21 protein-coding genes and 4 tRNA genes are annotated in these 25,782 nt (G+C 45.7%); 14 read left to right on the top strand and 11 right to left on the bottom strand.

Annotation, left to right across the window (positions count from 1 at the left end; all coding sequences use genetic code 11):
* Positions 1–13 precede the first annotated feature (13 nt).
* Positions 14–1,375 carry a MipA/OmpV family protein gene (locus J4N42_RS06140; protein ID WP_503034760.1) on the bottom strand — a complete coding sequence of 454 codons (1,362 nt, stop codon included), beginning with the start codon at positions 1,373–1,375 and terminating at the stop codon, positions 14–16.
* Positions 1,376–1,502: 127 nt separating this feature from the next.
* Between J4N42_RS06140 and J4N42_RS06135 the strand changes: the two genes are divergently transcribed.
* From J4N42_RS06135 to J4N42_RS06125, 3 genes are all read left to right on the top strand, one after another.
* Complete coding sequence (locus J4N42_RS06135; protein ID WP_252030527.1) at positions 1,503–1,880, top strand: VC1380 family protein; 378 nt, start codon at positions 1,503–1,505, stop codon at positions 1,878–1,880.
* 39 nt (positions 1,881–1,919) lie between these two features.
* Complete coding sequence (locus J4N42_RS06130; RefSeq protein ID WP_252030526.1) at positions 1,920–3,821, top strand: alkaline phosphatase D family protein; 1,902 nt, start codon at positions 1,920–1,922, stop codon at positions 3,819–3,821.
* Between the two features lie 97 nt (positions 3,822–3,918).
* Positions 3,919–4,365: a tellurite resistance TerB family protein gene (locus J4N42_RS06125; RefSeq protein WP_252030525.1), complete on the top strand. Its 447-nt coding sequence runs from the start codon at positions 3,919–3,921 to the stop codon at positions 4,363–4,365.
* Between the two features lie 129 nt (positions 4,366–4,494).
* Here J4N42_RS06125 and J4N42_RS06120 read toward each other — a convergent pair whose 3' ends face one another.
* Positions 4,495–5,025, bottom strand: coding sequence for a 3'-5' exonuclease (locus tag J4N42_RS06120; protein ID WP_252030524.1), 531 nt, complete (start codon positions 5,023–5,025; stop codon positions 4,495–4,497).
* A 343-nt stretch (positions 5,026–5,368) separates the two neighbouring features.
* Here J4N42_RS06120 and J4N42_RS06115 point away from each other — a divergent pair, with 343 nt between their 5' ends.
* The 8 genes from J4N42_RS06115 to J4N42_RS06080 all read left to right on the top strand — a co-directional run bounded on the left by J4N42_RS06115 (position 5,369) and on the right by J4N42_RS06080 (position 16,983).
* Positions 5,369–6,001, top strand: coding sequence for a DUF2760 domain-containing protein (locus tag J4N42_RS06115; RefSeq protein ID WP_252030523.1), 633 nt, complete (start codon positions 5,369–5,371; stop codon positions 5,999–6,001).
* Positions 6,001–7,938 (top strand): Hsp70 family protein, encoded by a 1,938-nt coding sequence (locus J4N42_RS06110; RefSeq protein ID WP_252030522.1) that lies wholly within the window; start codon positions 6,001–6,003, stop codon positions 7,936–7,938. The genes J4N42_RS06115 and J4N42_RS06110 overlap by 1 nt, the downstream gene beginning before the upstream one ends.
* A 67-nt stretch (positions 7,939–8,005) precedes the next feature.
* Positions 8,006–10,816: an Hsp70 family protein gene (locus J4N42_RS06105; protein WP_252030520.1), complete on the top strand. Its 2,811-nt coding sequence runs from the start codon at positions 8,006–8,008 to the stop codon at positions 10,814–10,816.
* A 270-nt stretch (positions 10,817–11,086) separates the two neighbouring features.
* Positions 11,087–11,263 carry a hypothetical protein gene (locus J4N42_RS06100; protein WP_252030851.1) on the top strand — a complete coding sequence of 59 codons (177 nt, stop codon included), beginning with the start codon at positions 11,087–11,089 and terminating at the stop codon, positions 11,261–11,263.
* Between the two features lie 219 nt (positions 11,264–11,482).
* Positions 11,483–12,559, top strand: a complete 1,077-nt coding sequence (locus J4N42_RS06095; RefSeq protein ID WP_252030519.1) for a PQQ-dependent sugar dehydrogenase — start codon at positions 11,483–11,485, stop codon at positions 12,557–12,559.
* A gap of 54 nt (positions 12,560–12,613) precedes the next feature.
* On the top strand, positions 12,614–13,432 hold the full coding sequence (locus J4N42_RS06090; RefSeq protein ID WP_252030518.1) for a carbohydrate deacetylase: 819 nt from the start codon (positions 12,614–12,616) through the stop codon (positions 13,430–13,432).
* A gap of 282 nt (positions 13,433–13,714) precedes the next feature.
* Positions 13,715–15,217, top strand: a complete 1,503-nt coding sequence (locus tag J4N42_RS06085; RefSeq protein ID WP_252030517.1) for a DUF1800 family protein — start codon at positions 13,715–13,717, stop codon at positions 15,215–15,217.
* Positions 15,218–15,219: 2 nt separating this feature from the next.
* Complete coding sequence (locus J4N42_RS06080; protein WP_252030516.1) at positions 15,220–16,983, top strand: DUF1501 domain-containing protein; 1,764 nt, start codon at positions 15,220–15,222, stop codon at positions 16,981–16,983.
* 69 nt (positions 16,984–17,052) lie between these two features.
* On the opposite strand, the gene J4N42_RS06075 is transcribed toward J4N42_RS06080, so the two are convergent.
* From J4N42_RS06075 to uvrY, 7 genes are all read right to left on the bottom strand, one after another.
* Positions 17,053–17,128, bottom strand: a tRNA-Gly gene (locus tag J4N42_RS06075).
* A 29-nt stretch (positions 17,129–17,157) separates the two neighbouring features.
* Positions 17,158–17,244, bottom strand: a tRNA-Leu gene (locus tag J4N42_RS06070).
* A gap of 78 nt (positions 17,245–17,322) precedes the next feature.
* A tRNA-Gly gene (locus tag J4N42_RS06065) sits at positions 17,323–17,398 on the bottom strand.
* A 3-nt stretch (positions 17,399–17,401) separates the two neighbouring features.
* A tRNA-Cys gene (locus tag J4N42_RS06060) sits at positions 17,402–17,475 on the bottom strand.
* A 275-nt stretch (positions 17,476–17,750) separates the two neighbouring features.
* Positions 17,751–18,308 carry a CDP-diacylglycerol--glycerol-3-phosphate 3-phosphatidyltransferase gene (gene pgsA, locus J4N42_RS06055; protein ID WP_252030515.1) on the bottom strand — a complete coding sequence of 186 codons (558 nt, stop codon included), beginning with the start codon at positions 18,306–18,308 and terminating at the stop codon, positions 17,751–17,753.
* Between the two features lie 46 nt (positions 18,309–18,354).
* On the bottom strand, positions 18,355–20,187 hold the full coding sequence (gene uvrC / locus J4N42_RS06050; RefSeq protein WP_252030514.1) for an excinuclease ABC subunit UvrC: 1,833 nt from the start codon (positions 20,185–20,187) through the stop codon (positions 18,355–18,357).
* A complete protein-coding gene (uvrY, locus tag J4N42_RS06045; RefSeq protein ID WP_252030513.1) occupies positions 20,187–20,831 on the bottom strand; it encodes a UvrY/SirA/GacA family response regulator transcription factor in 645 nt (214 codons plus the stop codon). Before uvrY ends, uvrC begins: the two co-directional genes overlap by 1 nt.
* A gap of 374 nt (positions 20,832–21,205) precedes the next feature.
* On the opposite strand from uvrY, the gene J4N42_RS06040 reads away from it, so the two are divergent.
* Positions 21,206–23,569 (top strand): DNA polymerase II, encoded by a 2,364-nt coding sequence (locus J4N42_RS06040; protein ID WP_252030512.1) that lies wholly within the window; start codon positions 21,206–21,208, stop codon positions 23,567–23,569.
* Between the two features lie 24 nt (positions 23,570–23,593).
* Here J4N42_RS06040 and J4N42_RS06035 read toward each other — a convergent pair whose 3' ends face one another.
* Positions 23,594–24,361 (bottom strand): nucleotidyltransferase domain-containing protein, encoded by a 768-nt coding sequence (locus J4N42_RS06035; RefSeq protein ID WP_252030511.1) that lies wholly within the window; start codon positions 24,359–24,361, stop codon positions 23,594–23,596.
* A 133-nt stretch (positions 24,362–24,494) separates the two neighbouring features.
* Here J4N42_RS06035 and yeiP point away from each other — a divergent pair, with 133 nt between their 5' ends.
* Together yeiP and J4N42_RS06025 are read left to right on the top strand one after the other, a co-directional pair.
* The gene (gene yeiP / locus J4N42_RS06030; RefSeq protein WP_252030509.1) at positions 24,495–25,061 is read left to right on the top strand and encodes an elongation factor P-like protein YeiP; all 567 of its coding nucleotides are present in this window, start codon (positions 24,495–24,497) and stop codon (positions 25,059–25,061) included.
* 3 nt (positions 25,062–25,064) lie between these two features.
* Positions 25,065–25,391, top strand: coding sequence for an HI1450 family dsDNA-mimic protein (locus J4N42_RS06025; RefSeq protein WP_252030508.1), 327 nt, complete (start codon positions 25,065–25,067; stop codon positions 25,389–25,391).
* A gap of 65 nt (positions 25,392–25,456) precedes the next feature.
* Here the strand turns inward: J4N42_RS06025 and yqfB are convergent, their stop codons facing one another.
* Complete coding sequence (gene yqfB / locus J4N42_RS06020) at positions 25,457–25,774, bottom strand: N(4)-acetylcytidine aminohydrolase (RefSeq protein ID WP_252030507.1); 318 nt, start codon at positions 25,772–25,774, stop codon at positions 25,457–25,459.
* Between the last annotated feature and the right edge of the window lie 8 nt (positions 25,775–25,782).

Genomic DNA, 25,782 nt, shown 5'->3' with positions numbered 1-25,782 from the left:
TTAGAATCTAAATCTAAAAATCGAACTGAACGTAAATAGTGTTGTAGTTACTGCCACCTTTGATACGGCCGTACTGAGAGGCTTTCTCGAAAATCGCACTACGGTGGTGTAACGAGTAACCCACCCACATGTTGTTAAGATCGTTTTGATTGAACAAATCACCTACATTCACATCGAATGAGAAGTCTAAGTAATTAAGCAGGTTGCTTGGTACTTTATTCTTCTCTTCCATCTCAGTGGCTTCAATATAGGTGACTTTATCGATGTAAGATAAACCTTCTGCTACACCAAAGCGCCACTTAGTTGGCCAGTTAAAGGTGTAGTAAGCCTTAATCGCAGCCACGTATTCGGTACTTGACGATTGAACATCAGACGACCAGTGGTGTACGACACCCGGAGTTAAGTAGATATCAATTGGCCAACCAAACAGTTCATCCGTTAGGGGATGACCATAGAAGAATGACGTCAATTGGTTATTAAATTCGTCTTTCTCTGAGTTGAGCTTAAAGATGTCACCAATATTGGATGGTGTCGCCCAACCATGGGCAATTCGAATGTAACGAGGGTTCGACAACTCAGATTTAGGCGCTTTGGCTTTGTCGTTGAAGAAACCGAAGCCCAGGTATAACTCGCCTTGGTAGCGCTCTTTAACACCTTCATAATCGTAGGCATTATCATCCAATCGTGTCACATTCGCCGAGCCAAGTAAGTAAAGGTTAGAGAATACGTGATAACGAGCTCCTAAACCGACTGTCGCATCGAAACCTGCACCGATTCGATCGTTGGTGTACTGCTCGAACGCGTAATAAGTGCTGTTAAAGTCAGAGCTCTTATAGCGTAAGTTGGCGTGTGGACTCAGTTCCCAATCACCAAACTCATAATTTGCTTCAATTCTAGCGTTACTGTGCCAATCGAAGTTGCTGTCAGACATGAACTCTAAGTCTGCCTGCCAGGTTTCATCAATATGGTAGCGAAGACGCATACCGATGTCCGCCGTATCACCTTCATACTCATTTTGAATAGACGCAGGTATATCGACAAAGCGCATACGCGTAAGGACGCTTAGCTCATAAGGAGAGCCTTTTTCTTTGTACAGAAAACCACCACCTTCAATCCCGTCTAGGAAGAAGTAATCGTTCTCGAAAAACATCATCGGGATGAAAGTCGTAACTGAATCGTCACCAATTTCGTTTTCAAAAGGAATGCTCGCCGTCCGAGATACGGCTGCTAGCCCCCATTTTTGCTCAGACACTTTCTTCGTTGTGACGGTCTGCTCTACTTCTTTCACAGGTTCACTTTCTTGCGCGGAGGAAAACGCCGGATAGGAAACCGTCGCCGTACATGCGATACCTGCTAACCAAACTGCTTTGTTCATCATTCTGTTAATTCTCTTTGTTCCTACTTGATATCGCTGTTATTTTCGATTACCAGTAAGGATTTCTTATGTTTAAAGGTATTTCGCCGTTACAATAAGAATATATGATCGCTTAAGTATACAAATTGTGAAAGTATCTGATTTAAAAAAAATTCTAAACTCACTCCCTGATGATAGCGATATTGATGTCGTAATGGGAGAAGAATGGTTGCCTGAACGCCTAACAAATGCGCGTTTAGATGGTGAGTATTTGTTTCTAGAATTTGATAATGCGCCAGAGGAAACTCAAGGTGATGAAGAAGGCCGTGGATTTGTCGAGCACGAAATCGAGATGATTCGTCACCGCTTTGAGCAAATCCTAGATGATGCCACAGATACAAAAACTAAAGCCGATGCTATGCTGGCGCTGTTCTTGATGGGCCACGAATGTTCAAGCTCAGATATTATTGAAGTGCTTGAAGACCCAGAAGTACCAGACGAGCCATCACAACCAGATGATAGATAGCCCCATGCCTTAACGGCACTGTTGTAGAGGAAAGTTGAGTTGTCTAATGAACTACCGCTCATTTTGGCGGGCCCCCTGTTAAGAAAAACTACTCCAAACAAGATTGTATTTTGGCTAACCACCAGCAAGCCGCTACAGGGTGAGTTTCACTTATACGACGACACCAACTCAATGCCTATCTACCAAGCACCGCTCGCCAAGTGCCAACAAATAAAAGTGGGTGAACATGCTTATGTCGTCCTTGCTCAATTCAAAAGTGAGTTCCCGCAAGACCAAGCACTAAGCTATGACTTCGTAACGCCCCACGGCGGTTTGTCTGAATTAGTGCCTGATTTAACCTACCAAGACGAACAACGCCCAACATTTAAAATCTCGACCAAAGCCGATTACATTCTTCACGGCTCATGTCGAAATCCACACCACTTTAGCGAAGATGCGCTAGTCACAGCAGACAGAAAAGTCGAGGCACAGAGTATATTAGAAAGACCCGACTTATTGATGATGAGCGGTGACCAAATCTACGCCGATCACGTTGCTGGCCCCACGCTAGACGCCATTGAGCAAGCTATTGAGCTATTGGGAATGCCTAACGAAGTTCTTCCTAATGCGCCTGTTCCAGATAGCGCTTCGCTGTATGCTCACCCTGATTGTTATTTTGGTCGAGATAAGATTCTTCCACACGATGCAAGCAATGAGTCCCTGCTTGGAAAGTGGCTACCGAGTCGTCGAAGACCAATCTTCAGCTCTCGCGAAAGTGAAAATCACCTAATAAGTTTCGCCGAGTTTTTTGTCATGTACTTGCTGGTGTGGTCACCCACTTTATGGCGCTACATTGATGCTAAACGCATTCCAAATCAAAGCTATCAAATTGCGGGGACCACTCTTCCATTAAAATGGCAGCAGCAATGGCAAAAAGAAGCACCTATCATTGATAACTTTGTTCAAGGCTTGGGCAATGTGCAACGTTTGATGGCTCATGTTCCCACCTACATGGTGTTTGATGATCACGATGTCACCGACGATTGGAACCTCACCATCGGTTGGGAAAAAGCCGCATATGGGAACCCTTTTGCTCACCGCATTATTGGTAATGGCTTGATGTCTTACTGGCTTTGCCAAGGTTGGGGTAATGAACCAGACAACTTTAACCAAGAGTTTTTGGACTTAGCATACAACTCGATTACGACGCTCGAACCCAAAGCTCAAGATGATTTTGTGCAACACTTGTACAAGTTCGAACAATGGCACTATACCATTCATACTTCACCGAAAGTCGTTGTGTTAGATACTCGAACCCGTAGATGGCGATCTGAGTCAAAGATGAACAAACCGTCTGGTTTAATGGACTGGGAAGCGTTGATTGAATTCCAGCAAGAACTGATGCATCAAGATAAAGTGATTGTGGTGTCAGCAGCCCCAATGTTTGGGGTCAAGTTTATCGAAGCATTGCAAAGAGGCATGACTTGGGCAGGGCAACCGCTATTGATTGACGCTGAAAACTGGATGGCGCACCCCGGCAGCGCTAACACCTTGTTGAGCATTTTTACGCATACAAAAACGCCAACAAACTTCGTCATCTTGTCGGGAGACGTCCATTACTCTTTCGCCTATGACATAAAACTTCGTTTTAGACGCAACAGCCCAAATATCTACCAAATTACCTGTAGCGGCTTCAAAAACCAGTTCCCCGAGCCACTTATTAGTATCTGCGATATCCTGGATCGCATGCTCTACTCTCCCCGTTCGTTCTTAAACCTATTTACCAAGCGTAAGCGTTTAAGAATCACCAAGCGCGAGCCTGAATTTGCAGGCGCTAAACGTTTAGTGAACCAAAGTGCAATCGGAGAACTGAAACTCGACGATCATGGTAAACCAAGTGAGATTTCTATCTTAACCGCGTCAGGAAAAGTCATTGGTTTCTTACCGACAGACAGCGACTAGAAACCGTCCTTATTAATGTTTTACATAATATTGACTTGTTATTTTGCGGGAGCACCACTAAATAAGAACTATAGCCCCACGCATTAGGTAGCAAATTATGTTCAACGCCATTACATCTTTGTTCAAGCAGTTGCTTGACGGACAAGACCTAGGAAAACACCCAACCAGTAATCCAAATTTGGCGATTGCTTCCCTGCTGTGCGAGGTCGCCGGTGCAGATCACCAAATCGGGGATGCAGAGAAAACCGCCAAAAAAGATCTATTAGTTCGCTTATTAGGTATTTCAGAGCAAGAATCAAAGGCGCTTTTAAGTAACGCGGAAGAGAAAGTAAAAGAATCCGCGTCTCTCTACGACTTTACGTCTCAACTGAGGGAGCTTTCGCAAGAAACGCGTTTTGAACTTATCAAAGCCATGTGGGAAGTTGCACATGCAGACGGAGACATAGACCCTCTAGAGGATGCCGTCATTCGTAAAGCCGCAGAATTGCTTTATGTCGACCACAGTGAGTTCATTAGAGCGAAGTTGTCGGTGACAGGAGAGTAAGTTGAGGCGAGGCCATCAACGACACTAAACAAATAAGGGTACGCATTGCGTACCCTTATTTATTGCATTATTTACAGCCCAGTTCGTTTTATCCAACCATGTCAGATATCACGCTGTTCATTTAGCGCCCTATAGCATTGTCAGCGCCAACTTTGCTAAGTTGTAGGCGTCCACATAACCAGAGTGCTGACGACCTTCCCATTCAATGCCCTTTTCTTCTTGCGCAGCTCGATGTCCGATACGCTTATCTTTCAGGCGATTTTGAATGCGATACAACGTTGCTAGGTTAAGAAACTCTTTGAAAGGTGCATCAATGCCTTTCTCTTGGCATTCGTTGAGCAAAATCAGGTCATCTCTGCCCCACGATGCAAAAATCTTATTCGCGCCACCAAAGTTCTTCACTATCGATTGAATGACTGACGCCAGCGGGCGGCCTTGTTTCTCTACCTTACGAGGCGTAATACCAGTGAGCTCCGCACAAAATAGAGACACTTCGTCGTGCTCCGGCTTAACGTAGTATTGAGCACGTTTAACGATTTCACCAGACGCTAAATCAATTTCAGCCAGTCCTACTTCAATAATCTCACCCGTAGTGCCAACGCCATCGACGTTCCAACAACACATTTCCAGATCGAAGCAAACTACTCGGTTATAATTCATTTCTTGCCTTTGTTACCCGCTAAATATTGAGTGAACCCGTTGAAAGCGCCAGATTCTACCTCAGTTAAGCACAAAACTCGACTGACGTTTCAGGCTAAATCCACCGATTTTCCGTAAGGTTCAGGAAATACTCTCCATTCGTCACGAATGCTGACTAAAAAGCCGCCACTCAAACTGTTGAACACCCGTGAATACTCGTTTTCTACGAGCCTTATCCCTTGAATGTGGTACTATTCGCCCCAATTTAACGAACAAGAATGGCGCGTTCCTGTGTAAGGGAAATCTCACTTGCGCCACAAACAATCTATTCTTTTTGAATATTACGACCTAAAGAGAATTCGATATGAACTTCGATTTACAAATGATCCCTCAAACATTCGATATGCTGCATGCTGGTTTAACCGCGTCTAGCGTGTTACTTCTGCTCATTGCTGTGTCTCGAAAATCCAAAGTGATTGAAAAAGTGGTTGAGAAGCCAGTAGAGAAAATTGTTGAAGTAGAAAAACCCGTTGAGAAGATCGTCGAAGTAGAGAAAGTCGTCGAAGTAGAAAAAGTCATCGAGAAAGTGGTTGAAGTAGAATCTAAGCTTGCGACTGCATCGACTGACTCAGCCATGCAGCTTCTGTCTATCATGCAGCAAGAAGCTCGCCTGATTGACTTCCTGAAAGAAGACCTAACGTCATTCTCAGACGAAGAAGTCGGCGCAGCGGCTCGCGTTATTCACACTGGTGGCCAAAAAGTATTGGCAGACTACGTTTCGTTAGAGCACGTTCGTAGCGAAGACGAAGAAACACGTATTACCGTCGAAGAAGGCTTCAACCCACAAGAAGTTCGCCTAACGGGGAATGTCACGGGTAACGCTCCATTCAACGGTACTTTGGTTCACAAAGGCTGGAAAGCAAGTTCAATGAACCTGCCAAAACTTGCAGAGAACTACGACGCATCAATCATTGCACCAGCAGAGGTTGAGCTGTAATGGAAAACCACAACACCGCCAATCACGAGTCTCAATCACCAAAATTCAGTGTTGGTATCGACTTAGGAACCACTCACTGTGTGCTGTCTTACGTAGATGCCACCAGTGAAGATGCCCGAGTAGAAGTGATGGCAATCCCGCAGCTAACAGCTCCGGGTACGGTAGAAACTCGTAACCAACTGGGTTCATTCTTGTATCAACCACATGAGCACGAAATGAATCCAGCATCGCGCGTGCTACCTTGGTCCTCTGAGCCAACGGCTCTTGTGGGTTCGATTGCTCGTAACCTTGGTGCGAAAACGCCAATTCGCCTGATTGCCAGTGCAAAGTCTTGGTTGTGCCATGGTGGCGTCAATCGTCGCGATGCCTTTCTACCTGCTGGTAGCCCTGAAGAGGTGGAAAAAGTATCTCCACTTCGCGCGACCGAATTGTATTTAGAGCACTTAAAGCAAGCATGGGATCACGCAAACCCGTCAACGCCTCTATCAGAGCAAGATGTGACAATCACAGTGCCAGCCTCTTTCGATCCTGCAGCGCGAGATTTAACCGCTGAAGCGGCTCGAAATGTCGGCTTTGCGCACCTAACTCTGCTAGAAGAACCACAAGCCGCTCTTTACAACTGGATTGATAACAGCAACGACAAGTGGCGCGATGAAGTCGCTGTTGGTGATATTGTTCTCGTGGTCGATATTGGTGGTGGTACAACTGACCTTTCTCTTGTAGAAGTAACTGAAGATGAAGGTAACCTAACCCTCAATCGTATTGCGGTCGGCGAACACATCTTGCTGGGCGGCGACAATATGGATCTTGCCCTAGCTTACCGCTTGAAAATGAAACTCGCGCAAGAAGGTAAAGAACTTCAGCCATGGCAAGTTCAGGCGATGACTCACGCTTGTCGTGATGCTAAAGAAGCACTTCTGAACGATAGCGAACTTCAGTCTGTGCCGATTGTAGTTCCAAGCCGAGGTTCTAAACTACTTGGTGCAACTCTAAAGACTGAGCTGACTCAACAAGAGGTTCAGCAAACGTTGGTAGACGGTTTCTTCCCGAAAGTTGCCGTATCTGAACATCCAGTTCAACGTAATCGTGGGGCACTGACTCAAATGGGCCTACCTTACGCTCAAGATGCAGGCATCACTCGCCACATCGCAGCTTTCTTGACCAAGCAAGCCAATGCACTTTCAAGCACTTCATCAGCTCTCAACGAACCAGAGCAAGGCTTCAACCCGTTTGCCAACATGCCGGGGATGGGCGGAGAAACGGCGAGTGCCGATTTCATCAAACCTACTGCTATTTTATTTAACGGCGGCGTACTGAAATCTACCCTGCTCGCGAACCGCTTAGAAGAAACCATCAACGAGTGGCTGATTGATGCCGACAACGAAATGGCACAACGTCTAACTGGGGTTGATCTTGACCTTGCCGTTGCAAGTGGCGCCTCCTACTACGGCGCAGTTCGCCGTGGACAGGGCGTACGAATTCGTGGCGGTATCGCCTCTAGCTACTACGTTGGGATTGAAAGTGCTATGCCGGCAATCCCAGGCATGGCGCCACCGATGGAAGCGCTATGTGTTGCACCATTTGGAATGGAAGAAGGATCGAGTGTTGATGTTCCTAGCCAAGAGTTTGGCCTAATCATTGGTCAACCGGTAAACTTCCAATTCTTTGGCTCTACCGTTCGCCGAGAAGATCTTGCTGGTACTCACCTAGATCATTGGGCACCAGAAGAACTTGAAGAACTACCAGAAATTCAAGTGACCCTGCCCGTTTCTGAAGGCCGACGTGAAGGCGAAGTCGTTCCAGTTACTTTAGCGTCACGAGTAACAGAGTTAGGGACTCTTTACTTGGAAGCGATTGCCTCAGACAACGGTCAAAAATGGCATGTTGAGTTTGATGTGCGAGAAGACGCAAACTCTAGCTCAGAGCAAGTACAGTAATTTAAATACGGAAAATCCTGCGGCACCTATCGGTGCCGTTTTTCCATGATAAATAAGGTTTTGTTATATGGCATCTCCTCGTTTTTTAGTCGGTATAGATTTAGGTACAACCAATACGGTTGTCGCATTCTGTGAAATCACCGATCAACTGCAACAGTCACCTGTTTCACTATTTGAAATCGATCAATTAATCGGCCCCGGTGAAGTGGTTCGCAAACCTTTGCTACCTTCATTCCGTTATCACCCAGCACAAGGGCAAATATCCCCTTCTGACCTCACGCTACCGTGGGACGACAAACCTGTTACTGGTGATATCGAACACGTTATCGTCGGTGAATGGGCACGTGAACTGGGTGCTAAAGTTGAAGGTCGGCAAGTCTCCAGTGCTAAGAGTTGGCTGTCTCACCAAGCCGTAGACCGAAGTTCCGAGATTCTTCCATGGGCAGGCGCAACGGATGTCGAGAAAGTCTCCCCTGTTATCGCCAGTGCCAGTTACTTAAATCATATTCGTCTCGCTTGGAATTATCGTAACCCTAGCAACAAGCTAGAAAACCAAGATGTAGTGGTCACCGTTCCGGCGTCCTTCGACGAAACCGCACGTAAACTCACTTTAGAGGCCGCGCAGCTCGCTGGGTTGAGCAAAATAGTTCTGCTCGAAGAGCCACAAGCGGTCTGTTACGACTGGTATGCACGCCACCAACAAACCGCCGCCGATGAACTCAAAGAACTGCCGCTCATTTTGGTCTGCGATGTCGGCGGTGGTACTACGGACTTGAGTTTGATCGAGGCCAAGTACCAGCAAGAAGAACTATCACTCGATCGTATTGGTGTTGGTGAACACTTAATGCTTGGTGGTGACAACCTCGATTTGGCACTGGCTCATTTGGCTGAGCAGCGCTTTAGTCAAAGCAAAAAGCTTAATGCTGCCAGCTTAACCAAACTGATTCAACAGACTCGTAAAGCAAAGGAAAACTTGCTTTCGGCCAATGCCCCCGATGAAGTAAAAATCACCATGCTGGGTAGTGGCTCGAAATTACTTGGCGGAACAAAAAGCATTGGGTTAACCAAACAAGAAGTGCATCAAATTGCGCTAGATGGTTTTTTCCCGACTACCGAGTTTAGCCAAACTCCAGATAAAAGGCGCAGTGCGGTTGTTGAGTTTGGTTTGCCTTATGTCGCCGACCCAGCAGTAAGTAAGCACGTAGCTGAGTTCCTGAGTCAACACCAGCAAGTGTCCTACTCTGCGCTTGGCCAAGGAGACACCAGCAAACCAGCAATTCCTGTCGGCCTGCTACTCAACGGCGGTGTGTTCAACAGTGAACTCGTGACAGAGCGAGTCACTCAGTTGCTAGAGAAATGGCGCGGCGAGCCGGTGACAGTGCTAGATAACCCACACCCTGATTGGTCGGTGGCGTTAGGTGCCGTCGCATTTGGCAAAGCTCGACGCGGAGCGCAGTTGAAGATTGGTGGCGGCGCAGCCCGCTCATACTTCCTACATCTCCAAGAAAAAAACAAGATGGGCAAGGCGTTGTGCCTACTATCAAAAGGGACAGAAGAAGGCCAAGAGATCCGTTTGAGTGGTCGACGCTTTTCCCTAACCTTGGGAGAGCCCGTTCGCTTTAATCTTCTGACAACCACACACGATGCGCTCTCCAATAACACTGCGGTACAAAACGGCGTTATGGTGGATGTTGACCCAGACTTATTCGCACCGCTTCCTCCTTATATTTCAACCCTAGAAGGAGAAGGTGTCGAGCTTCAAGCCAACCAAAAAGAGCGTGTTGAAGTTCAGCTTGCATGCCAACTGACAGAAGTCGGCACGCTCAAAATGGAGTGTGTACATGTCGACGATGACAGCAAACGCTGGGCCTTGGAGTTCGAAGTACGAAACCAGAAATCAGAAGAGAACGAACAAGAAAGCCTTCATCCTCGTTTGCCTGAGTGTAAGGAACTGATTGCGCGTATCTACAGTGGCAACAAAAAAAGCGCAGATTCAAAAGAGATTAAAACGCTCACCAAAGAGCTAGAGAAGAAGCTCGGTAAGCGTGATGAGTGGGACTTTACAACCCTGCGTCAGCTTTTTGATACCTTCGCATTGGGCCGTAAACGTCGACGCCGCTCTGAAGCACACGAGAAAAACTGGTTACGCCTTGCAGGCTTCTCACTTCGTCCAGGGTTTGGTGATGCCACCGACTCGTGGCGCATTGAGCAAGTATGGGGGCTGTACCAGCAAGGTATTCAATTTAAGAACCACCAAGGATGGACTGACTGGTGGGTCTTCTGGCGCCGTATTGCAGGTGGGCTGAGCCAAGAGCAGCAAGAAACCATCCTTGCCGACATTGCTAAATACTTGCACCCAGGGGCAATGAAAAACCCGCAATCAGCTAAAGTAGCTCAGGACATGGGCTATGAATCTATGGTTCGGCTCGCCGCCTCCCTTGAGCATTTGGAAGTAGAAGATAAAGTACTGCTCTCTACTTGGTGCTTAAGCAAAGCCATCAACCACAATCAATTTGAGCAAGCACATTGGTGGGCACTAGGCAGACTTGCGTCGCGCACCCCTCTCTATGGAAGCCAACACAGTGTTATTCCAAGGGAACAGGCAGAGCAGTGGTTGCCTAAGTTGTTGGAACAAAATTGGCAAAAAGAACCGATGATCGCATTTGCTGCCGTCATGATTTGCCGCCGCACAGGCGATCGTCTGTTTGATATCTCCGATGATTACCGTCAACAGGTGCTTGATAAGCTCAAGCAGAGCAAAGTTCCTGATGCATGGGTTGATCTTGTCGAGCAAGTCAAAGAGCTGTCTGCGAATGAATCAAAACGCATCTTTGGCGATGCGCTGCCAAGCGGTTTGTCGTTGCTCAATAACACTTAATACAATGAATAAGCCCCGATATTTTCGGGGCTTATTAGTTTTCAGCCCTTATAAGTTTCACGCCTAATTACCGATTATTTTCAACAACTTAAAGCATTCATACTCTAAATAAAACAAAGGTATTAAACGGCCGTATTGGGCTCAAGTTCACACAAAGTGTAAACAAAGATTAATAACCCGTTTTCTCGCTGTTCCAGATCGAAATCCTTGACTAAAGTTTAATCACCAAGTTAATCCCGACTTGGAGAAACGTTAGCAAATCTGGAGGTAATGATGGAAAAGTACTGCCCAAACTGCCACACGGAACTGGTAGATAGAGCCAATGTTCATATTTGTCCACGACACGCCATTGGTGATTGCACTTACGATGCCTATCAACTCTATCTAGATACACTCGCTGACCACCCATACCCAGAGGAGAACAAATCGCTAGAACCAATGTCTTGATCGGCGAATCAGGCCTAGGTTAACTAGACAACTCCCTGCAAAGTAAAGTCCTAGTGACAAATCCCTTCAAGGAAGATACAACAAACTATAATAACAACATTCAGTTAGGCTAGATGAGGAAGTCGAAGGAACAGGCTTCTTCTCTAGTATTTCATACCCGTTTATACCCCATAAGACGTAATTACCGCGGCGATGAAGTCGCCAGAGGATCTTTGCCCCATGAGATACATCAAACGCTTAAGTGCCCTAACCCTTTCGATATGTGCGTCTTTTAACGCTTTTGCTTGGCAAGCCGAAAAGGTTTCAAGTGGCCTTATTATCCCCTGGGGGCTTGCTTATGTTGACCAAAATACCATGTTGGTCACGGAGCGGAATGGCGTGATTAAACAGCTTAATATCGCCAGTGGAGAGCACACACCGATTCTTCAGGTCAGTGATGTTTGGGCAAAGGGACAAGGTGGTTTACTCGATGTTGCACTTTCCCCCTTCGATGAAAATACCGTTTATTTTACTTACAGTAAGGATATTGATGGCGATGCTGCCACAACGCTCGCGACGGCCCAGTACAAAAACGGAACACTTTCAGATTGGCAGGATCTCCTCATTACTCAATCACAATCCGGTGGCGGACGGCACTTTGGTAGCCGAATCGCATTCGACGAGAAATACCTCTACTTCACTATTGGCGACAGAGGCGAGCGTGATAACGGGCAAGATCGACAAACCCACGCAGGCACAATTGTTCGACTCAACCCAGATGGCAGCACTCCGACAGACAACCCTTTTATCAAAGACAGTAACGCATTGGATGAAATATGGAGCTTTGGTCATCGAAACCCTCAAGGAATTGCTTACGACGCTAAAACCCAAAGACTTTGGTCAATTGAACATGGACCAAGAGGTGGGGATGAAATCAATCTAATTAAGAAAGGCGCCAACTACGGTTGGCCCATAACGTCTCACGGTAAAGAATACTGGGGGCCAATTAGCGTTGGAGAGGCCAAAGAAAAAGACGGGATAGAGTCCCCGGTAAAAGTATACGTTCCATCCATAGCTCCTGGCAGCCTAGTCATTTACCAAGGCGACAAGTTTCCCAGCCTAAAAGGAAAGCTGCTTTCTGGCGCACTTAAACTCACTCACATCAATGTCGTCACACTTGACGCCGATGGCAATGCCGTTGATGAGCAAAGACTACTAGAAGACCTAGGTGAACGAATTCGCGACATCGAAGTCGCTCCTGACGGCAATATTTTCTTTAGCACCGACAATGGCAATGTGTATCGACTGACTAAATAACTCAGATCAACCACTGCCTTTTTTACTCACTACGAATCACTATTCGGCCGTTTTATGACCAAAAAATATTTACTTATCACCAGCGATGATTTTGCAATCAGCCACAGTGTTAACCAAGGTATCTTGCAAGGTTTTCAGAAAGGGTTACTGCATAGTTCCAATTTCATGGCGTCTGGCCCGTGGTTACCTGAAGCCATTCGCCTGACCAAACAACATAACCTACCTATTGGGGTGCACTTAACGCTCACTTGTGAGTGGACCAACATGTCGTGTGGTCCAATAACCGCAGCGCCCTCTTTAAGTAATGAGCTAGGGTATTTTTACGCCAGTTACGAAGAACTGCTAGATACTCTCAACATCGAGGATGTAAAACGAGAGTATCGAGCGCAAATCGATAGAGTCATTAAGAGTGGCGTTCAGCCCACTCACGTTGAAACGCATATGTTGCCAGAGTTGTTGTTCAAAGGTTCAGAGGTATACCAATCTCTTGCCGACGCAGTCGATCAAGTCGCCAATGAATACGGTTTGATCTACACCTACGCGGTCGAAAATGGAAAATTGAAGTACTTTGATGACAGTTTCACTATGACCCACCTTTCTTATGAAGAGATTACAGGCAGACTCTCTCGCTACGAAGAAGGGATATACCATGTCATTTGCCACTGCGCCCTAGATAACGAAGAGCAAAATGCCCTAGCGTTACCTGAAGAGCCGGTATCACGCTGGGCAGCCCAATGTCGCCAGACTGATTTAGATATTGTCAGCTCACTGGAGTTTAAAACCTTTCTAGAACAGCACAATTTTGAGCTAATCAACATTGAACAACTTCTGGGTTTACATAACTTACCCGCTAGCAAAAATCACCAATCATAGTTCCACTTATTCGCCTGAGACACTCCACTAATCAAAGGTATTGTCTCAGGTGATTTTAGCTACAACTATCGCAGACCTTCCTAATCAAACTTTATTGTTACCATTGGTAACTTTATGATTTTTATTCATTTTACTTTGCTAACAGCAACAACAAGCTCCCTTTTTCATTTACCTTGATTCAAGAAATGAAATGCCAGACAAAGCGCTTACATACCAGCAATAAAGCTCTAAAAATCCGCCGCTATCTTTTACTCGAATCTAATAAAAGAAAAGGCAGATGGTATGAACACTATTAGCGATAAACGCGCTAGGCAGTTGTTATTGCAAGCAACGATGGGATTTAAATATCACGACATCAAAAACGTACAGGAGGCAGGCAGCATTGAAAGTTGGATTGACGAGCAAGTTCACGATGTTTTTCGAACAAGCTTAGTTAACCGCCAGAATCATATGCAAGAACAACATCACAATGAAAATTGGACTGATGTACACTTCAACATTGCATACACAGATATGTTGCTTAACCGAAATGATATTCTTCGCCACCGCATAAGCTACATACTCACCCAGTTGTTTGTCGTCAGTAACAATAACCCTGAGCTGAAGAAGAAAGACCGGCGACTGGCATTCTCTAAATACTACGATGGGTTGTCAGAGCACTGCTTCAGTAACTTCCCCACATTACTCAAGGTCATGTCGACCTCACCAGTCATGGGCCAATACCTGACCTATCTTGGAAACGATCATGTCGAAGGGATTGCTCCTGATGAGAACTTTGCCCGCGAAGTCATGCAGTTGTTTTCCATTGGGCCAAATCTGCTGCGCATGGACGGTTCAATAATTGAGGACTCAAACGACCGACCGATACCTTCATACACTCAGCAAGATATAGAACAAGCGGCAAAAGTGATGACAGGGTGGTCGCTCAATAACGATGACTGGCTCAGGCCGATGACCATGAACGAGTCGGCTCATAATACCCAATCCAAAACTATACTAGGGGATACCATTCCTGCGGGCCTGAGCGGTGAACAAGATCTGGATGCGTTTATTGGTTTGCTCTGTAAGCACCCAAATACCGCCCCTTTTGTCAGCAAATTCTTTATCCAGAAAATGGTGACGTCTAATCCAAGCCGAGAGTATGTTGCCCGAGTCGCAAAGGATTTTCATGCGAGTAACTTAGACATGGTGACCCTAATCACTTCGATTGTGACAGACGTTGAAGCGACCTATTCACGTGAGGTGACTGAGGATGGTCTAATTCGCGATCCATTGATTGTTTTGCAACATGCAATGAGAGCGCTAAATCTTAAGCTCAAACCTCAATACAAAATGCTTCCTGATGGTTTTTCTTGGAAGAACCGTAGAACACTGATGGACGGGCCTAGTGTCTTCTATCACTACCAACCTGAAGAAGCACCCAATGATGAACGATTTGACGGCTTAGCTGCACCGGAATTCAAACTGTATAACTGGGACGACATTCACCATTACTATGCACAAGTGACGGATCTCGCTGTGCGATTTGAGTCTGAAACACAACCCCATGTGTACGTTGGCTACGACGCAATCGAGACTCAGTACCGAAATGTCGATAATCCAAATAGCCTAGAGCGCCTAATTGAGCTGCTCGACCAGTACCTATTCTCTAATACGATGAGCCAGCCGATGATAAGTATCGTCAGAGATTACCTATCAACCGTAAATCGCAACAACATTAATGGCCTTAGAGCACTCATTGTTCAGCTAATCCTATCGCCAGACTTTATGACTCAGGGAGAATAACCATGACAGTATCAAGACGAACGTTTCTTAAAGGTAGCCTTTCTGGTGTCGGCGTGACTGCATTTAACCTAAGCTCACCACTCGCACACGCCCTCTCCCCCACTTGTGATACCCCAGCTCAACAAAAAGCCCTTGTTGGGATCAATCTTGGAGGCGGTAACGACGGATTTAACTGCTTTGTCCCCAAAGCAGACAAAGAATACGCGCTGTACCGAGCACTTCGTTCCAACCTAGCGTTTGAAAAAGACCAGTTACTCGATCTCAATTTTGCACACGACAGCTTAAAGCTAGCACTTTCTCCAGAACTTGAAGCAATGAAGTGGCTATTTGATGACAATAAAGCCGTACCTATTGTCAATGTTGGCCCGCGGATGCAACCAAAAGAACGCGCTCACGACATTGATAAGCTAAAGCCAATTCATCTTTACTCTCACAATCATCAAAGCGCTATCACCCAAACCTACACAGGGAATAGCATTAGTAACGAAGGCTGGGGAGGACGTTCTGCATATTTGCTCGAAACCGGCTACAACTTAAATGAGCTTGAACCCATTTTTGAGGTCGGTTCCCAATCAGTATGGACGAACAGCAAAGAGAAAACGGCTAACCGCATTGGAACATCAATGCCGCCTAAAATGTCGCTCCACAATCAAGGCCAACAATTGTTCGATGCCTTTCGTGATAAAAAGATCACCAGCCAATCTATTTTCAAGCAGTACTACTCCGAGCTATGTATTGATGCTAGAGAAAAGTTTGATGAGTTTGAAAAAATATTGGTCGATGAAGAGAATTGTCCTTACGGGTTTAACTTAGACACATCACTCGGAAAGCAGCTCCGAGTCGTACTATTGCTCCTGCTCGCTCGCGATGCTTTCCAGCATCCGGCTCAGTTTTTCTCTGTAACATTGGGAGGATTTGATACTCACAGTAATCAAACACGCGACCAAGGTGAGCTACTTCGTCTACTCGCCTCTCAGCTTTCTGTGTTCTACCGAAACTTGGACCAAGAAGGGCTTACAGACTCTGTGACCACTTTTACCTTCTCAGAGTTTGGACGCACGTTAATTCCAAATGGTTCAGGTACGGACCATGGCTGGGGCAATTGCCAGATGGTGTTAGGAGGCGACCTTAACGGTAGTCAAGTTCATGGGACTTGGCCTGACCTGTCCTCCAGTAGTGCTGACATACTCAGCCGTGGACGCGTTGTTCCTACAATGAGTGTCGATCTGTTCCATGCCACACTATTAAGCTGGGTAGGCGTGAAAAACGATGGCATCGAAGCCATGTTTCCAACCTTGGTTGGGTACGATCCCGAAGCGATACCCATTTTTAAAAGCTGTGGCCAATCCCCTGTGAACAAGTTAAATATCATTGGAGCCTCTGCCAGCGAAGAAAACCCAAATGGCATAGACAAAATTGCTCATGGTATCGATGGAGACCTAAACACCAAGTGGTCAGCAAATGGCAGAAACATTGAATACACCGTTGAACTAGAGAGCGTGTCTACAGTGACAATGCTAAAGTTTGCCCAAGCCAAAGGAGATGAGCGACGTTATTACTTAGATATCGAAGTGAGTCAGGATGGCATCAAGTTTGAGGATGCCACCAGTATTGATACAGCCGGACAGAGTGACCAAATGGTCGAGTACCCAATAGGCTCTTACCAAGCAAAATATATTCGTTTCGTATGCCAAGGAAATAGTGATACAAACGCTTCACTAGCTCAGTGGAACAACTTTAAGCATGTGGAGGTTTGGGGGCAATAGCTCCCTTTCATTTCATATGTTTAGGAGCAGAAAATGAAAAAACCCAGCCATAAGGCTGGGTTTCCAATTTGGAGCGACACACGAGGTTCGAACTCGTGACCTCAACCTTGGCAAGGTTGCGCTCTACCAACTGAGCTAGTGTCGCATTGCTACGTCAGACGTAGGCTTAATCGATGGTGCCCCGGGCCGGACTTGAACCGGCACAGCGCGAACGCCGAGGGATTTTAAATCCCTTGTGTCTACCAATTCCACCACCAGGGCACGCAATTCTTTATTGCGATGGGCAAGACACCATCTTTAGCATCGAACTTCCTATAAGGCGTTCCACACTCCAAAATTTGGAGCGACACACGAGGTTCGAACTCGTGACCTCAACCTTGGCAAGGTTGCGCTCTACCAACTGAGCTAGTGTCGCAAATGGAGGCGCGTCCCGGAGTCGAACCGAGGTCCACGGATTTGCAATCCGCTGCATAGCCACTCTGCCAACACGCCTTTGTAACTCCAAGTGATTCGCTGTTTTGTTGCGTTCCTCTTGGGTACGGGATGCATTCTACGGATTCACTCAGATGAGTCAACACTATTTTTTATTTTTTGAATCGTTTGTCTAATTTACAGTCAAAACGGCCTAAATTGATTATTTTTCTAGCAAATTTTCCCAGAATTTCCACTAGTTAACTGTATATCCCCCTACCCAGCTTACTAATTCAGTAGCTCAATTCAACGTCACTATATCGCAAGCATAAAAAAACGGGCTTTCGCCCGTTCTTTTATTGATGTTCTTCACTTAGTAAATCGTCTTTAGCTGCCATAAGGTACTGTGCCATCGACCAGTATGTCAGTGCGGTTGCTACGTATAGCGCCACATAGCCCACCCAAACCATCCAGTCATCATAACGCCAAATCAGCACCCATAGAGCAAACATTTGAGTTAGCGTCTTAACCTTACCAACCCAAGATACGGCAACACTCGCTCGTTTACCGATCTCCGCCATCCACTCACGTAGTGCTGAAATAATGATTTCTCGAGCAATCATCGTCACCGCTGGAATGGTGACCCAAATGCTATGGTAGTGCTCGGTAATAAGAATAAGCGCCGTCGCGACCAACACTTTATCGGCGACTGGGTCAATAAATGCACCAAAACGAGAGGTTTGACCGAGTTTTCGTGCCAACATGCCGTCTAGCCAATCTGTGAAACCTGCTACCCAGAAGACCATTGCCGCAGCGAAAGGAGACCAACTATAAGGGAGATAGAAGATAACGACGAAAACTGGAATCAGAAAAAGTCGTAATAAAGACAAAATGTTGGGAATATTAAAACGCATATTTATTTGCTCTTATTTATTGCGCGTTTATGGTGCGGGATTTTTGCTATTGTTTCAATGCTTGAAAGATGTTTTCTGCCAAAGAATGGCTAATCCCCGGTACTTTGGCGATTTCTTCAACGCTTGCTCGTTTCAATTCTTGCAAGCCACCCATGTATTTTAGCAATGCTTGACGACGCTTCGGCCCTACCCCTTCAATACCTTCTAAGGCACTGGTACGGCGCGTTTTACCCCGTTTAGCTCTGTGTCCCGCAATCGCATGATTATGGCTTTCATCCCGTATATGCTGGATAAGATGAAGTGCGGGAGCATCACTTGGTAAATTGAATTCTTCGCCATCGGTTGTAATCAAAGTTTCCAAACCCGGTTTACGCGTCACGCCCTTTGCGATACCAATCATCCTAGGTCGCTTTGGCCAGTCATCCCAGTGTTTTGAGATAATCTCAAATGCGCGGTTCAATTGGCCCTTACCACCATCAATGAAGATGATGTCAGGAATTTTTTCCACATCAAGTTGTTTTGAATAACGACGGTCTAACGCTTGCCCCATCGCGGCATAGTCATCGCCGCCTGTAATTCCGCTAATATTGTAACGGCGATATTCTTGCTTTACGGGCCCCTCATGATTAAACACGACACAAGAAGCGATCGTGCTTTCACCCATAGTATGGGAAATATCGAAACACTCCATTCGGGAGATGGAATCCATCGCGAGCACTTCTCTCAATTCTTTGAAGCGCTGAGAGATCGTCATCTTGTGATTAATCTTGGTGGTAATCGCAGTCAATGCGTTGGTGTTGGCAAGCTTGAGGTAACGGCCGCGAGTACCCGTAGGATTAACATGGAACGTCACCTTCCTTCCAGCCAACTCGCTTAACGCCTGCTGTAATGATGCAGACTCTTCCAATAACCCTTCATTCAGGATGATTCGAGTCGGCACGGTTCGCGCTTCGCTCTGGCTAAAATAGTACTGGCTCAAGAAGCTATAAAAGACTTCTTGCTGCGTAGTATCGTTTGGAATCTTAGGGAAGTGGCTACGGCTACCCAGAACCTTACCTTGCCGGATCATTAGAATATGAATACACGCAATCCCGTTCTCTTGCGAGAAGCCCAATACGTCCATATCATCCATGGTGTCTTCAGAGACAAACTGCTGTTCTTGTACTCGGCGAATCGCTTGTATTTGGTCGCGAAACTTAGCGGCATCTTCAAATCGAAGCGCCTGACTCGCTTGCTCCATTTTCTCAATAAGCGTTTCTAATACCTGTTTGTCTTTGCCTTGCAGGAATAAGCGAACGTAGTTCACCAATTCTGCATACTCTTCATCCGAAATGATTGAACTGACACAAGGGCCTGCGCATCGGCCGATTTGGTACATCAAACACGGACGCGTTCGGTTACTGTATACCGTGTCTTCACACTGTCTAACTGGGAAGATCTTCTGAATTAGATGTAGGCTTTCGCGTACAGCTCCCGAATCTGGATACGGTCCAAAATATTCGCCCTTGCGTTTTTTTGCCCCACGATGCATCGACAGCCTAGGATGCTTATGCCCACTTAGGAAAATGTAAGGGTAAGATTTATCGTCACGAAGGAGTACGTTGTATTTTGGTAAGTACTGTTTTATGTAGTTGTGCTCAAGAATGAGCGCTTCGGTTTCAGTGTGTGTAACAGTGACATCGATTTTATCGATATTGCTAACCAAAGCTCGCGTCTTCTCGCTGTCTACCTTCTTACGAAAGTAGCTCGACAAACGTTTCTTTAAATCTTTGGCTTTGCCTACATAAATAACAACAGCCTCGGCGTTATACATTCGATAAACGCCGGGCTGATTGGTAACAGTTTTTAGAAAGGTAACCGAGTCAAATGGGGTGGTCACTATAGGGTCTCGGTGTCTAACATTCCATGTCGGATAGCCAGATGGGTAAGTTCCACATCTCCGCTAATATCGAGTTTGCTGAACAAACGGTAACGATAGCTGTTCACCGTCTTTGGGCTTAGGTTTAGCTGCTCTGAAATATCGGTAACTTTCTGCCCTTTAGTGATCATCATCATTATCTGAAGTTCACGTTCGGACAAGTCTGCGAATGGGTTTTCTGAAGCCGGTGAAAACTGGCTTAGGGCCATTTGCTGTGCAATTTCAGGAGAGATATAACGCTGACCGCTATTCACTACTCGAATTGCATTAACCATTTCATCAGGGCCAGCACCTTTGGTTAGGTACCCAGCTGCGCCTGCTTGCATCACTTTAGTTGGAAACGGATTCTCCGTATGAACAGTTAAAACGATGATTTTCACATCTGGATTAAAACGCAAGATCTTCTTAGTGGCCTCTAGGCCACCAATACCTGGCATATTCATATCCATTAAAATGACATCAACATGATTGTTGCGACACCATTTTACTGCATCTTCACCGCTTTCAGCTTCCCCTGCTACGTTCATTCCACGGACGTCTTCAATAATACGTCGTATCCCTGTGCGAACCAGCTCGTGATCATCTACAAGGAAAACATTTATCAAACTTGTATCTCCACACTTTTTAATTGGCTCTGCACCCACTTCAGGAAGTGGATAGCAGCATTGCTGCCTAGTTTAACTCATTTTTGAAAATTTGCTTACACTGAATATGTGCCTAAACGTTAACTTTAGCAAGCACTAATTGTTCTCACGTGATCAGAATCATCAATAGATCACTAAATCAATCACTTATCAACGATAAGGTTAAGAAGTCTAAAGTGACATTGATAAAATTATAGGCAGTTTTAGATGATCTAATATCCTTTGTTCACTGGCCAAATCCTAATCAAACAACCAAGAATTTCTTCTATATCTAGGATTTGCTATCATTTCCGACCTTACCGTCATAACGGCAATCAATTAACCGAGATATCGACTTGAACATCCAGCAAGGCTTCGTACTCACCCGCCAATCTCGCGATTTTTCCGGCCAAACGCAGATCGATCTATGGGTGACCACTGCAACTGGCCCAATGCAGTTAATCATTGAAGCAGAAAAGCCAGTTTTTTTCGTTCGAACCGCTGATGCCAAAGATGTTCTTGCTCTGATTGAACAGAACGCTTTAAAAGCGGAGTTAAAGCCTGTCCCGCTATCCAGCTTTGACCAAGAGCCTCTAATGGCTTGCTATACCGCTACGATTCGTGAATCTCAAACCATAGCCGCCTTACTCACCAACCACGATATTCTCACTTTAGAGTCCGATGTTAGGCTTGCCGACCGGTTTCTGATGGAGCGGTATATTAAAGGCAGTATTGAGTTCAGCGGCAATCCCCAAACTCATAAAGGTCACAGTAAGGTTCGCTCTGTAAAGTGCCGTAAAGGCAACTATATCCCACAGTTGCAAATGGTTTCCCTAGATATCGAATGCTCAGAGAAAGGGATTCTGTATTCCATCGGACTTGATAGCCCTGTGGACAGCCGAGTAATTATGATCGGTGAGCCAGAAGAGTCTGAAACTCCTATTCAGTGGGTCAAGGACGAGCATGCCTTACTGGTTGCAATGATTGACTGGTTTCAGCGCTTCGACCCTGATGTGGTGATCGGTTGGAGTGTCATCGATTTTGATTTTCGACTTCTGCACAAGCGCGCAGAATGGCACAAGCTAAAGCTAAATATAGGGCGTGGCGGTCAGGCGAGCTTCTTCCGAAATTCGAGTCAAAGTCAGCAAGGGTTTATTACTATCCCTGGCCGCGTGGTTCTAGACGGTATAGATACACTCAAAACTGCGACCTACAATTTCCGTTCTTGGTCTTTAGAATCAGTATCGCAAGAGTTACTTGGGGAAGGAAAAGACATTCATAATGTTCATGACAGAATGGACGAAATCAATCGAATGTTCCGCAGTGATAAGCCTTCATTGGCCAAATATAATCTTCAAGATTGCGTACTGGTCAATAAGATCTTTGAACACACTCACCTACTCGACTTTGCGATAGAACGATCAAGGCTAACTGGATTAGAACTCGATCGAGTTGGGGGCTCCGTCGCCGCTTTCACCAACTTGTACCTGCCTCAGATTCACCGAGCGGGATATGCTGCTCCTAACTTACATTCTGAAAACTGGATTGCTAGTCCGGGTGGCTATGTCATGGACTCGATTCCAGATCTATACGATTCAGTATTAGTGTTGGATTTCAAAAGCCTCTACCCTTCTATTATTCGTTCTTTTTTGATTGACCCAATGGGCCTCATTGAAGGGCTAAAGCTCGAAGTAGGTAAAGAGCCTAGCCAAGCCGTGCAAGGATTCCGAGGTGGACAATTCCACCGTTCTAAACATTTCCTGCCACATATGATCGAAGAACTCTGGGCCGCTCGAGACGTCGCAAAGAAGAACAATGAAAAAGCATTTTCTCAGGCCATTAAAATCATCATGAATTCATTTTATGGCGTGCTTGGTTCGTCTGGCTGTCGCTTTTTCGACACTCGCCTCGCTTCTAGCATCACTATGCGTGGCCACGAAATCATGAAGCAAACCAAAAAGCTCATTGAGGCTAAAGGTTACCAAGTGATTTATGGTGATACCGATTCTACATTTGTGTCGCTAAATGGGCGCTATCCTCAGGAGCAAGCTGACAAAATTGGCAACGAGTTAGTCGAACACATTAATCAGTGGTGGAGCCAACACCTACAAGACGAATACAAGCTAACCTCGATTCTAGAGCTCGAGTATGAGACCCATTACCACAAATTCTTAATGCCAACTATTCGTGGTTCAGAAACCGGTTCCAAGAAACGTTATGCGGGTCTTATCGGTACAGGCGACCAAGAACGTATCGTATTTAAAGGCCTAGAAAGCGTTCGCACCGACTGGACACCGCTTTCTCAACGATTTCAACAACATCTATACCACTTGGTATTTCACGATCAACCTGTCGAGCAGTACGTAAGAGAATTTGTAGAAGATACATTGGCAGGCAAATTTGATAACGAACTGAGTTACCAAAAGCGGCTACGTCGAAAGCTGCACGAATATCAGAAAAACATTCCACCCCAGGTTCGAGCGGCAAGAATGGCCGATGAAATTAATGCGCAGCTAGGTAGGCCGCTGCAGTACCAAAATCGCGGGCGGGTTGAGTATCTTATTACAGTAAATGGCCCAGAACCCAAAGAGTATTTGAAAAGCGCAATCGACTACCAGCATTACATAGATAAGCAGTTAAAGCCGATTGCAGATGCGATCCTGCCTTTTATCGGCTTAGACTTTGCTCGCCTGAGTGAGCCTCAACTAGGGCTGTTTTAACACCTGTAATACTTTTGGCCTCTGTTAACCAATGCGAAACTCGGTCTTTTTATATTGTTCAACTAACCAGTCACCGAAGCTATCTAATATCCCAACGACTGAGCGCTTAGGTATCGCCCGATTGGTTAGTAAAATACCTAGGCGATCGACTTCGACCTGTTTTTCTGGATAGAACTTTAGAAACTGCTGGCCGCATTCTATTGGTGAATCAAACCATCGCTTGTCTTTATGCATCACCAAAGAGTAACTGGCTCGAAGCAGCTTTTTCGCAATAATTTTTTGCGCTTTGATCTGCTCTTCCGGCTTAGCACTGCGAGCAATGCGATTGCGATACACCGCTACCCAATCTTCAGTATCCATATTCCAGTGCTTGGCTATTTCCCAGCTTGGTTCATATTCACCAAAACACTCCGACAGATCCTCACCGTAAATACACACTGAACAATGCTTAAGCATAAAGCCCCATGAGAACAAACTGTCTAAACTAGCCACATCACTGACCAGTGCGGTTTTAATAGAAATCTCGGTAATGAACGGAAAGCTCTGTTGAAAACGCCACTTTATGGTGTTGAGTAAAGTCGTACGTGTATCAGAGAAAGAACGATGAGTGACGACCACAACATCAAGATTCGATTCGCCTAACTTCGCTTGTTTCCGCGCGACACTGCCATACAAGTAAACACTATGTAGGTTAGAACCAAGTCCGCCTTTCAAGAACTTCAATAGATCATCGATTGCAGGTTGATACTCAGGTTGAAAAGGTTGCGAGGGGTCAATCACAGGTAAGGTCATGCGAAATTGGTCTGTTTTCAGCGAATTGGAACATTCTTTAATGTTCGCTCAGACAAGAGTATCAATCAAGATATTCCTTCTTTCCTTCTCCTTGCTATAATGCGTCGAAACCAAACATAAAGGATAAATTTCCATGCCAAAGGCAAGTGAACTTAAAAAAGGCTTTGCGATTGAGTCAAATGGCAAAACGCTTCTTATCAAAGACATCGAAGTAACGACTCCAGGTGGCCGTGGCGGTGCAAAAATCTACAAACTACGCTGTACTGACCTAAATACGGGTGCACGTGTAGACGAACGTTACAAGTCAGATGACGTACTTGGTACGGTAGAAATGAACAAGCGTGCTGCTTCATTTTCTTACGTAGATGGCGATGAGTACATCTTCATGGATAACGAAGACTACTCTCAGTTCACATTCAAACAAGCAGATATCGAAGACGAGCTGCAATTTATCACCGAAGAAATCAAAGGCCTACACGTAGTATTGGTTGATGGTACTGCCGTAGCGCTAGAACTCCCAGCAGCGGTTGAGCTTGTCATTGAAGAAACCGATCCTTCGATTAAAGGCGCTTCAGCTTCTGCTCGCACTAAACCTGCTCGCCTTTCAACTGGCTTAACTGTTCAAGTACCTGAGTACATTGCTACCGGTGATCGCGTAGTTGTAAACACAGCTGAACGTAAATACATGAACCGAGCTTAATCTATGTCTGATACCAACCTAATCTCTTACGACGACGCCATTGATGCCGCATACGACATCTTTCTTGAGATGGCACCAGATAACTTAGAGCCTGCCGATGTGATTTTGTTCACGGCACAATTTGAAGATCGCGGTGCAGCAGAATTAGTGGAAACTGGCGATGACTGGGTGGGTCACGTAGGGTTTGAGATCGATAAAGAAGTCTATGCGGAAGTACGTATTGGCTTAGTGAACGAAGAAGATGACGTTCTTGATGACGTGTTCGCTCGCATGCTGATTAGCCGCGACCCAGATCATAAGTTCTGTCATATGCTTTGGAAGCGTGATTAAAACCCATCTTTACTAATACGACTAACGCCAGCTTATTTAGCTGGCGTTTTGTTTATCTGACGAGCTTAATCGACTAATCGATAACTCACGACATACAACTGCTCGACGCCGGGATAAATATCTTGGATAACGCCTTTCAACACGTCTAGCGTCATATTCTCTTGCTGAGCATGGAAGTCGTTCAGTTCACCAAATAGAATAGGCTCTACTGAAAGGATTTCTAACTTACAGAACCAACGCCCTTCTTCTAACGTATTAACATCGACAACTGAACCTACTTTATAGTCACGTTCACTTTCATCGCGAATTGTGATGGTTTTCTTGCCAGATAAAATGTCGCTTTCGAACCTTTCAAAAAAGGTCATTTCCGTTGGATGAGCCATACCTGCCC

It is taken from the genome of Vibrio sp. SCSIO 43135, from assembly GCF_023716665.1.
GTDB classification, from domain to species: domain Bacteria; phylum Pseudomonadota; class Gammaproteobacteria; order Enterobacterales; family Vibrionaceae; genus Vibrio; species Vibrio paucivorans.
The sequence above is the reverse complement of the archived record's forward strand: the minus strand, read 5'-3'. Positions and strand labels throughout refer to the sequence as shown.

What these genes read in the sequence shown, in the direction of transcription:
- pgsA (WP_252030515.1), bottom strand. Translation starts at nt 18,308, where the DNA reads ATGCGTTTTAATATTCCCAACATTTTGTCTTTATTACGACTTTTTCTG.
- J4N42_RS06125 (WP_252030525.1), top strand. Translation starts at nt 3,919, where the DNA reads ATGTTCAACGCCATTACATCTTTGTTCAAGCAGTTGCTTGACGGACAA.
- J4N42_RS06140 (WP_503034760.1), bottom strand. Translation starts at nt 1,375, where the DNA reads ATGAACAAAGCAGTTTGGTTAGCAGGTATCGCATGTACGGCGACGGTT.
- J4N42_RS06090 (WP_252030518.1), top strand. Translation starts at nt 12,614, where the DNA reads ATGACCAAAAAATATTTACTTATCACCAGCGATGATTTTGCAATCAGC.
- J4N42_RS06035 (WP_252030511.1), bottom strand. Translation starts at nt 24,361, where the DNA reads ATGACCTTACCTGTGATTGACCCCTCGCAACCTTTTCAACCTGAGTAT.
- J4N42_RS06080 (WP_252030516.1), top strand. Translation starts at nt 15,220, where the DNA reads ATGACAGTATCAAGACGAACGTTTCTTAAAGGTAGCCTTTCTGGTGTC.
- J4N42_RS06120 (WP_252030524.1), bottom strand. Translation starts at nt 5,025, where the DNA reads ATGAATTATAACCGAGTAGTTTGCTTCGATCTGGAAATGTGTTGTTGG.
- J4N42_RS06085 (WP_252030517.1), top strand. Translation starts at nt 13,715, where the DNA reads ATGAACACTATTAGCGATAAACGCGCTAGGCAGTTGTTATTGCAAGCA.
- J4N42_RS06115 (WP_252030523.1), top strand. Translation starts at nt 5,369, where the DNA reads ATGAACTTCGATTTACAAATGATCCCTCAAACATTCGATATGCTGCAT.
- J4N42_RS06100 (WP_252030851.1), top strand. Translation starts at nt 11,087, where the DNA reads ATGATGGAAAAGTACTGCCCAAACTGCCACACGGAACTGGTAGATAGA.
- J4N42_RS06110 (WP_252030522.1), top strand. Translation starts at nt 6,001, where the DNA reads ATGGAAAACCACAACACCGCCAATCACGAGTCTCAATCACCAAAATTC.
- J4N42_RS06025 (WP_252030508.1), top strand. Translation starts at nt 25,065, where the DNA reads ATGTCTGATACCAACCTAATCTCTTACGACGACGCCATTGATGCCGCA.
- J4N42_RS06105 (WP_252030520.1), top strand. Translation starts at nt 8,006, where the DNA reads ATGGCATCTCCTCGTTTTTTAGTCGGTATAGATTTAGGTACAACCAAT.
- yeiP (WP_252030509.1), top strand. Translation starts at nt 24,495, where the DNA reads ATGCCAAAGGCAAGTGAACTTAAAAAAGGCTTTGCGATTGAGTCAAAT.
- J4N42_RS06095 (WP_252030519.1), top strand. Translation starts at nt 11,483, where the DNA reads ATGAGATACATCAAACGCTTAAGTGCCCTAACCCTTTCGATATGTGCG.
- yqfB (WP_252030507.1), bottom strand. Translation starts at nt 25,774, where the DNA reads ATGGCTCATCCAACGGAAATGACCTTTTTTGAAAGGTTCGAAAGCGAC.